7 protein-coding genes and 2 tRNA genes are annotated in these 7,639 nt (G+C 72.6%); 7 read left to right on the top strand and 2 right to left on the bottom strand.

What is annotated here, in order from left to right:
• The first annotated feature begins 349 nt into the window (after positions 1-349).
• Both ACFV4G_RS34520 and ACFV4G_RS34515 read left to right on the top strand, forming a co-directional pair.
• The gene (locus ACFV4G_RS34520; RefSeq protein WP_380446134.1) at positions 350-1,492 is read left to right on the top strand and encodes a PP2C family protein-serine/threonine phosphatase; all 1,143 of its coding nucleotides are present in this window, start codon (positions 350-352) and stop codon (positions 1,490-1,492) included.
• Positions 1,493-2,022: 530 nt separating this feature from the next.
• Entirely contained in the window at positions 2,023-2,220 is a 198-nt protein-coding gene (locus ACFV4G_RS34515) for a hypothetical protein (RefSeq protein ID WP_363648347.1), read from the top strand.
• 29 nt (positions 2,221-2,249) lie between these two features.
• Here ACFV4G_RS34515 and ACFV4G_RS34510 read toward each other — a convergent pair whose 3' ends face one another.
• Positions 2,250-3,041, bottom strand: coding sequence for a DUF6348 family protein (locus ACFV4G_RS34510; protein WP_380446133.1), 792 nt, complete (start codon positions 3,039-3,041; stop codon positions 2,250-2,252).
• 229 nt (positions 3,042-3,270) lie between these two features.
• Here ACFV4G_RS34510 and ACFV4G_RS34505 point away from each other — a divergent pair, with 229 nt between their 5' ends.
• Entirely contained in the window at positions 3,271-3,831 is a 561-nt protein-coding gene (locus ACFV4G_RS34505) for a hypothetical protein (protein WP_380446132.1), read from the top strand.
• A 61-nt stretch (positions 3,832-3,892) separates the two neighbouring features.
• Here the strand turns inward: ACFV4G_RS34505 and ACFV4G_RS34500 are convergent.
• Positions 3,893-3,966: transfer RNA gene (locus ACFV4G_RS34500), tRNA-Gly, on the bottom strand.
• Between the two features lie 174 nt (positions 3,967-4,140).
• Between ACFV4G_RS34500 and ACFV4G_RS34495 the strand changes: the two genes are divergently transcribed.
• The 4 genes from ACFV4G_RS34495 to ACFV4G_RS34480 all read left to right on the top strand — a co-directional run bounded on the left by ACFV4G_RS34495 (position 4,141) and on the right by ACFV4G_RS34480 (position 7,526).
• Positions 4,141-4,214, top strand: a tRNA-Pro gene (locus ACFV4G_RS34495).
• Positions 4,215-4,509: 295 nt separating this feature from the next.
• Positions 4,510-5,895: a trigger factor gene (tig, locus tag ACFV4G_RS34490; protein WP_380446131.1), complete on the top strand. Its 1,386-nt coding sequence runs from the start codon at positions 4,510-4,512 to the stop codon at positions 5,893-5,895.
• Positions 5,896-6,192: 297 nt separating this feature from the next.
• Positions 6,193-6,807: an ATP-dependent Clp protease proteolytic subunit gene (locus ACFV4G_RS34485; RefSeq protein WP_329931219.1), complete on the top strand. Its 615-nt coding sequence runs from the start codon at positions 6,193-6,195 to the stop codon at positions 6,805-6,807.
• 56 nt (positions 6,808-6,863) lie between these two features.
• The gene (locus tag ACFV4G_RS34480) at positions 6,864-7,526 is read left to right on the top strand and encodes an ATP-dependent Clp protease proteolytic subunit (protein ID WP_380446130.1); all 663 of its coding nucleotides are present in this window, start codon (positions 6,864-6,866) and stop codon (positions 7,524-7,526) included.
• The last annotated feature ends 113 nt before the right edge of the window (positions 7,527-7,639 follow it).

Raw genomic sequence — 7,639 nt, 5'->3', positions numbered from 1 at the left:
CCCCAGCGCGGCCGGCCGCCGTCGTCCGCGCCCCCGCGCCGCCTGTGGCATCGGCCACAGCCCGGCAGCGCGCGAAGACCCCCGCACGCGGGGCGCGTACGTCGTCCGCCTGGTTCGTACGCCCAACCGGCGCACGCCTCCTGACGCCGCGGCCACCACCGCACCGATCGGCCGAAACCCGCTGACGCGCCCGCACCTCGGCGCGACCGCCCCCGGCCGAGCCGTCGACGCCGGGCGGTGCCCGTGGATAAGGTCGGGCCCCATGGCTGGCAGACCGCCGGGCGCACCGCCCCAGACGACTGCGACGAGGCCCGGCGCCGTCCCGGCGTCCGACCCCGTGACGGCCCGGTTGCGCAGGAGGCTCCGCCGGGCCCGCCGAAGGCTGCGCACGGCCGGGGTCGACTACTTCCGCGGCGGCGCCGCCGACTGGCCGGTGCTCTGCGCGCTCGCGCTGCTCGTCCCGCTGCTGATCCTGCTCAACATCTGGATGCCCGCCTGGGCCCCGCCCACCGCCCTCGTCCTGCCGATCCTGGCCGGCGCCCTGCTGCTGCGCCCCGGCAGCCTCGTGGTGCTGTACGCGCTCGCCGCCCTCGGCCTGTCCGCCGAGTCCGTGATCCACACCGGCGAGCGGGTCGCCAGCCTGAACCCGGAGGCGTACGTCTACGGCGTCACCCCCGGCGCGGCCCTCGTGGTCGGCGCCGCCGGGGTCGGCGGCCTGCTGCTGGCCCAGTTCCGGGCCCGGGTCGGGGTGCCCTGGTGGGGCGGCTCGACGATGCTGTTCGACCTGCGCGAGCGGCTGCGGGTGCAGAGCCGCGTCCCGCGGCTGCCGGACGGCTGGCACGCCGACATGGCGCTGCGCCCGGCCGGCGGGCAGTCCTTCTCCGGGGACTTCGTGGTCGCCGCCCGCACCGGCCCGGGCCAGCGCGTGCTGGAGGTGGTCCTCGCGGACGTCTCCGGCAAGGGCATGGACGCCGGCTCGCGGGCGCTGCTGCTGTCCGGCGCCTTCGGCGGACTGGTGGGCTCGCTGCCCGCGCACGACTTCCTGCCCGCCGCCAACGGCTACCTGCTGCGCCAGTCCTGGGACGAGGGCTTCGCGACCGCCGTCCACCTGGTGCTCGACCTGGACACCGGCGAGTACGAACTGCTCTCCGCCGGGCACCTGCCGGGCATGCAGCGCCTGGCGGGCGCCGGGCGCTGGGAGGTCAAGGAGGCCACCGAGGGCCCGCTGCTCGGCATCTACGACGGCGCCAAGTTCGAGGGCGTGCGCGGACGCCTGAACCGCGGCGACGTCCTGCTGCTGTGCACCGACGGCATGGTCGAGGCGCCCGGCCGGGACCTCACCGAGGGCATGGACCGGCTGATGGGCGAGGCCGACCGGCTGGTGCCCGGCAGCGGCCCGGGCGCCGGGGCCGGCGCCGCCGCCGCGCTGATCGAGACGGTCGCCCGGGACATCAACGACGACCGCGCGGTGCTGCTGCTCTGGCGCGACTGACGCCCCGACCGGCCGACGGGCCGTCCGCGGCGCCCGCCGCCGGATCGGGCGGGGCCCCGCGCCGGCACATGCCGCAGGCAGGAGCTGTCAAGCCTGGGTGCCGATCTTCGGCCAAATCGGGCGCCCCGTCAGCGGAGTGGACCTGAGCCTTCCGTTCCCCGCCGCCGCGCGTTTCCCGGCCGCTCAGCGCGGCCCCGCCGACGATTCGTCAGAACGACTCGGCTATCGTCTCGGACGGCGGAAACTCGTCTCGCATCCCAGGATATCGGCGTTGGGCCGACTGTCAGACCTTTACGCAATCGGCACGGTCGACCACACTGAGTCCGGGCGGGACTGGTCAGGATTCGGGGGATGGGGGGCGTCACGTGCGGCACGGAAGAGCTTGTGCGATCGCTGAGTGCTCCCCGCCCGGCCGGGGTGTGCCGGACGGTCCGCGATTCCGCCTCGGGACCGTCGGACAGGCCGGGGTCCGGCTTCGCAGGTGCCGCCGGCCGGTGGCGCCACGCTATGAAACGAGGAAGTGAGTCCGGGTGGCACTCTCCGTCTCCGCGCTGGTCCTGTTCGCGATCCTGTGCATCATCTTCATCCGCAACAAGCAGCTGAAGATCCCGCACGCGATCATCGCCGCCCTGTTCGGCTTCATGCTCCACGAGACCACCGTCGCCGGTTCGATCAACTCCCTGCTGGCGAACCTGGCCCACAGCATCTCCGGCATCACCGGCGGCTGACGGGAGGGCCGGCGGCACCCGCGCGAGGGTCACCGGCCGGCCCGTCTGGCCTCCCGCCAGCGAGCGAACAGTCCCCGGGGGCGCACTGCCGCCGGGGCGGGCGTGCGCACCGGTGCGGGCGCCCCGGCACTTGCCGGCACCACCGCCGGCCCGACCGGGCGCACCGCCGTCAGCAGGACGAACAGCCGTGCCCAGCACAGGCGTTCGCCGCGCGGCCAGTCCAGCGCGCGCAGCGCCGCCGAAGCCGCCTCCGACACCTCGCCGTCGACCCGGACCTCGGCGACGTCGTCGCCCGCCTTCCCGCCCAGGAAGAGCTTCACCCCGACCGGCCCCGCCCCGGTCAGCCCCGGCCGCAGCGCCGGCGCCAGCGCGGGCAGCACCCGGTGCTCCGTGAGCCAGGCCGCCAGCCGCTCGTTGCCGAAGCCGAACACCGCCGCCGGCCCCTGCAGCGCGTGCCAGCCGGGCAGTTCGGCGTGGTCCGCGCGGTCGGCGTACACGCCCCGGCCGTCCGCCAGCTCGACCAGCACCGAGGCGGTGGTGGTCGCCCACATCTTCACCGCGTTGGCGAGCTTCTCCTCCTCGGTCTTGCCGAGGCCCGCCGAACAGTCCCAGACCACGGGCGCGTCCGCCCGCCCCAGGTGCAGCACGAAGCCGAGGTCGACGTGACCGGCCCCGTCGCCGCCCGGGTGCTCGCGCACGGCCACCGCCGTCGTGCCCGGGCCGCGCACCACCTCGCCGTCGACGGTGAACACCTGCCCGAGCCCCGCCATCTCCCGCACGACGCAGCGCTGTATGACGGCAAGCCGCTCCTCGGGACGCACCGGAACTCCTCCACCTCGGGACCGCAGTGGTCTGCGTAGTGATCTGCGTGACGCGCGGTCCCGCGTGACGCTCCGGACACGCGATCGAACCGTGCTCGAACGCGCCGAGGCTATCGGCCCGACAGCCTGCCGGGAAACCGCCCGGACCGCCCGGACCTCCGGTCGCGGAAATGTCCGCCATGCCCCACTTTGGGAGCGGAACCTGAAGGCCGCCAGCCCGGAGAACCGCATGCCCCGCACCGTCCCGACGTCCCCGCCGCCGCTGCTGCCCCTCCCACCGTCGATCCTGAGGGGCGCCGACGGCTCCGGCCTGGTCGCCGAGGTCGAGGCCTACCTCGCCTCCCTGCCCGCCCCCGCCCGCACACCCGTCCCGTACGTCTGCCCGTACGGCACCGCCCCGCTCGCGTGGCACGCCGGCCACCCCGAGCCCCGGGCGACCCTGGTCGGCCGGGTGCTGCGCCGCCCCGTCCGTCCGGTGCCGGTCAGCGCCGCCGACCACCTGCGGCTCGCCTCGCGCTACATCGGCGCGTTCGGCTGGCTCCAGGGCGCGCTGTGGGACGCGGGCGGCCGGGTCTGCCTCCTCGGCGCGCAGGCCGCCGTCCTCGCGCACGGCTACGGCACCCCGCGCACCGTCCGTACGGCGCGCGTCCAGCTGATGGAGGTCCTGCACGCGACCGGCCGCCCGGCGCACTCCCCGGACGAGTACAACGACCGCCCGACCACCCGGGAGGCCGACGTCCACCTGCTGCTCGACCGCGCCGCGGCCCGCGCCGCCCGCCTGGGGCTCTGACCTGCGGACGGACCCGGGAACGCCGACGGCCCCGGTGCGAGGACGCACCGGGGCCGGGCCGTGGAGCGGGCGACGAGAATCGAACTCGCGTGACTAGTTTGGAAGACTAGGGCTCTACCATTGAGCTACGCCCGCGTGATCCCCCGGCACGCAGCCGGAAGTTCGGGGAACAGCGTACCTGGTCCGGTCGCTCCCGTGCACACCGCATTTCTCCGCGCCCCCCGGACGCGCTCCCGAAACCCCTTCCGGCGGCCCGGAATAAGTCGGCGAACCGCCGGGGCCCGGCGTGTACGCTTCCTCTCGGCACCACGGGGTGTGGCGCAGTTTGGTAGCGCGTCCGCTTTGGGAGCGGAAGGCCGTCGGTTCGAATCCGGTCACCCCGACGTGCGGCAGGGTCTCGCCCACCGGGCGGGGCCCTGTTCTGTTCCCCGGGTACGGTGACGTCTGGCGTCCGCCTTTCGTGGTACCGGTAGGATGGGGCGCTGGCGGTAGTCCCTGCGGCGAACACCCAGGTCAACCGCACGAGGGCGAGGAGTCACGCTCACCGTCCACCCCCCACGGGAGATGCAGCTCCAACCGCCCATCGCCCGTCTCGCCAGACCCACCCGTACCGGCCCCGGCCGGCGCGATCCGGGGCTGGGGAGGCAACCTGACCGCAAGCCCATAGGAGACCAAACCGTGAAGAGCGCCGTCGAGACTCTGAACCCGACCCGGGTTCGACTCACCGTCGAGGTGCCCTTCGAGGAGCTCAAGCCCAGCCTCGACGCGGCGTACAAGAAGATCAACCAGCAGGTCACGGTTCCGGGCTTCCGTAAGGGCAAGATCCCGGCTCGCGTCATCGACCAGCGTTTCGGCCGTGGCGCCGTGCTGGAGGAGGCCGTGAACGACGCCCTGCCGCGCTTCTACACGCAGGCCGTCGACGAGGGCAAGATCGAGGTCCTCGGCCAGCCCGACATCACCAACATCGAGGGTGTCGAGACGATCGCCGATGGCGGTGACCTGAAGTTCACCGCCGAGGTGGACGTCCGCCCGGAGATCACCCTGCCGGAGTTCTCCTCCATCGAGGTGACCGTCGACCCGATCGTCGTCGCCGACGAGGACATCGAGAAGTCCCTGGAGCAGCTGCGCGAGCGCTTCTCCTCGGTCAAGGACGTCGAGCGCGCCGCGGCCGCCGGTGACATCGTGGTCATCGACCTCGTCGCCACGGTCGACGGCGAGGTGCCGGAGGACGGCACCGCCAACGGCGTGAGCTACGAGATCGGCTCCGGCCGCCTGATCGACGGCATCGACGACGCCGTCACCGGCCTGGAGGCCGGTGGCACCGCGACCTTCGAGACCGAGCTCAAGGGCGGCACCCAGGCGGGCAAGACCTCCGAGGTCACCGTCACCGTCACCGCCGTCCAGGAGAAGGAGCTGCCCGAGCTGGACGACGAGTTCGCCCAGCTGGCCAGCGAGTTCGACTCCCTGGAGGACCTGCGCGCCGACTCCCGCAAGCGCCTGGAGCGCATGAAGGAGTACGACCAGGCCACCCAGGCCCAGGAGAAGGTCCTCGACGCCCTGCTCGCGCTGGTCGACATCGAGTACCCGGAGAAGCTCCTCAAGGACGAGATCGAGACCCGCAAGCACAACCTGGAGCACCACCAGCTGGAGCCGATGGGCCTGACCATCGACGCCTACCTGGAGACCCAGGGCAAGACCCGCGAGGAGTGGGAGGCGGAGATCGAGGAGCAGGCGAAGAAGGGCATCAAGACCCAGTTCGTCCTGGACCAGATCGTCGCCAACGAGGAGCTGGGGGTCAACCAGGAGGAGCTCACCGAGCACCTCATCCGCCGCGCCGCCGGCTCCGGCCTGACCCCGGACCAGTTCGCCCAGCAGGTCGTCCAGGGCGGCCAGGTTCCGCTGCTGGTCGGCGAGGTCGCCCGCGGCAAGGCGCTGGCCACCGTGGTCGAGGCCGCCAAGGTCGTCGACACCGAGGGCAACGAGGTCAACTTCGACGACGAGGACGAGTCGGGCGAGACCGTCGAGGCCACCGAGGCCGCCGCCGAGGAGACCACCGAGGCCTGATGGCCGCGGTAGCCCCCTGAGGCACGCAGCGGGCCCGGACGCCGTCATGGCGTCCGGGCCCGTCGCCGTTCCCGGCGCGGGCACCCCAACCGGAGCAGTCCCGTCCGGCGCGCGTGACCCTGCGCTCACAGCGAACAGTTCTGCGTGGGGGATTCTGCGGCCCGGCCTGCGCGTTAGGGTCCTTGGACAGCAACAATCACGACGTGATACCCGGAAGCTGTGCGACACCGTGACGGCCGCCCGGCGACCGTCCAAATCGACTGAGCAGGTGGCTAAGTGACGTTCCCGCAGATGCAGATGGGCCCGATGGCGCCGCACGCCGCCTCTGGTGACGTGCTCGGCGGCCTGGGCGACCAGGTCTACAACCGGCTGCTCAACGAGCGGATCATCTTCCTCGGCCAGCAGGTCGACGACGACATCGCCAACAAGATCACCGCGCAGCTGCTCCTGCTGGCCGCGGACCCGGAAAAGGACATCTTCCTCTACATCAACTCCCCGGGCGGCTCGATCTCGGCCGGCATGGCGATCTACGACACCATGCAGTACATCAAGAACGACGTCGTCACCATCGCGATGGGCATGGCGGCCTCGATGGGCCAGTTCCTGCTGACGGCCGGCGCCAAGGGCAAGCGCTTCTCGCTGCCGAACGCCAACATCCTGATGCACCAGCCGTCGGCCGGCCTCGGCGGCTCCGCCACCGACATCCGCATCCAGGCCGAGCAGCTGCTGCGCACCAAGAAGCGGATGTCCGAGCTGATCGCCTTCCACAGCGGCCAGTCCTTCGAGCAGATCACCCGGGACTCCGACCGCGACCGCTGGTTCACGCCGGAGGAGGCCCTGGAGTACGGCCTGATCGACGCGATCATGCACAGCGCCGCGGACGTTCCCGGCGGCGGCGGCACGGGCGCCTGAGCCTCGGCCCGGCCCACGAGACCACAGCCCCAACGCCCCGGAGGACAAGAACCCCCATGAACATCCCCAGCCTGTCGGCCGCCCAGGCCCGCGTCGAGGACATGCGCGCCGAGGGCCGCTACATCGTCCCGCGCTTCGTCGAGCGCACCACGCAGGGCATCCGCGAGTACGACCCGTACGCCAAGCTGTTCGAGGAGCGCATCATCTTCCTCGGCTCGCAGGTCGACGACGTCTCGGCGAACGACATCATGGCGCAGCTGCTGTGCCTGGAGTCGATGGACCCGGACCGCGAGATCCAGATGTACATCAACTCGCCCGGCGGCTCGTTCACGGCTCTGACGGCCATCTACGACACCATGCAGTACGTCAAGCCGGACATCACCACGGTCTGCATGGGCCAGGCGGCCTCCGCCGCGGCCGTGCTGCTCGCGGCCGGCACCCCCGGCAAGCGCATGGCGCTGCCGAACGCCCGGATCCTGATCCACCAGCCGTACACCGAGACCGGCCGCGGCCAGGTGTCCGACCTGGAGATCCAGGCCAAGGAGATCTTCCGGATGCGCGAGCAGCTGGAGCAGATGCTCTCCAAGCACTCCAACAAGTCGGTGGAGCAGGTGCGCGAGGACATCGAGCGCGACAAGATCCTCACCGCCGAGGAGGCCGCCGAGTACGGCCTGATCGACCAGATCATCTCCACCCGCAAGACCTCGCTGACCTCCTGAGGTCGGCAGGGCGCCGGGGGGGCCGGGGCCGGGCGGGCGGGCCCCCGCGCGCGCCCCCCCGGCGCCCGGCCCCCCCGCGGGGGGGGCGGCTACACCGGCGCCCCGCCGGGGCG

Origin of the sequence: Kitasatospora sp. NPDC059747 (assembly GCF_042732955.1) — a bacterium.
In the GTDB taxonomy this organism is placed as follows: Bacteria; Actinomycetota; Actinomycetes; order Streptomycetales; family Streptomycetaceae; genus Kitasatospora.
The sequence above is the reverse complement of the archived record's forward strand: the minus strand, read 5'-3'. Positions and strand labels throughout refer to the sequence as shown.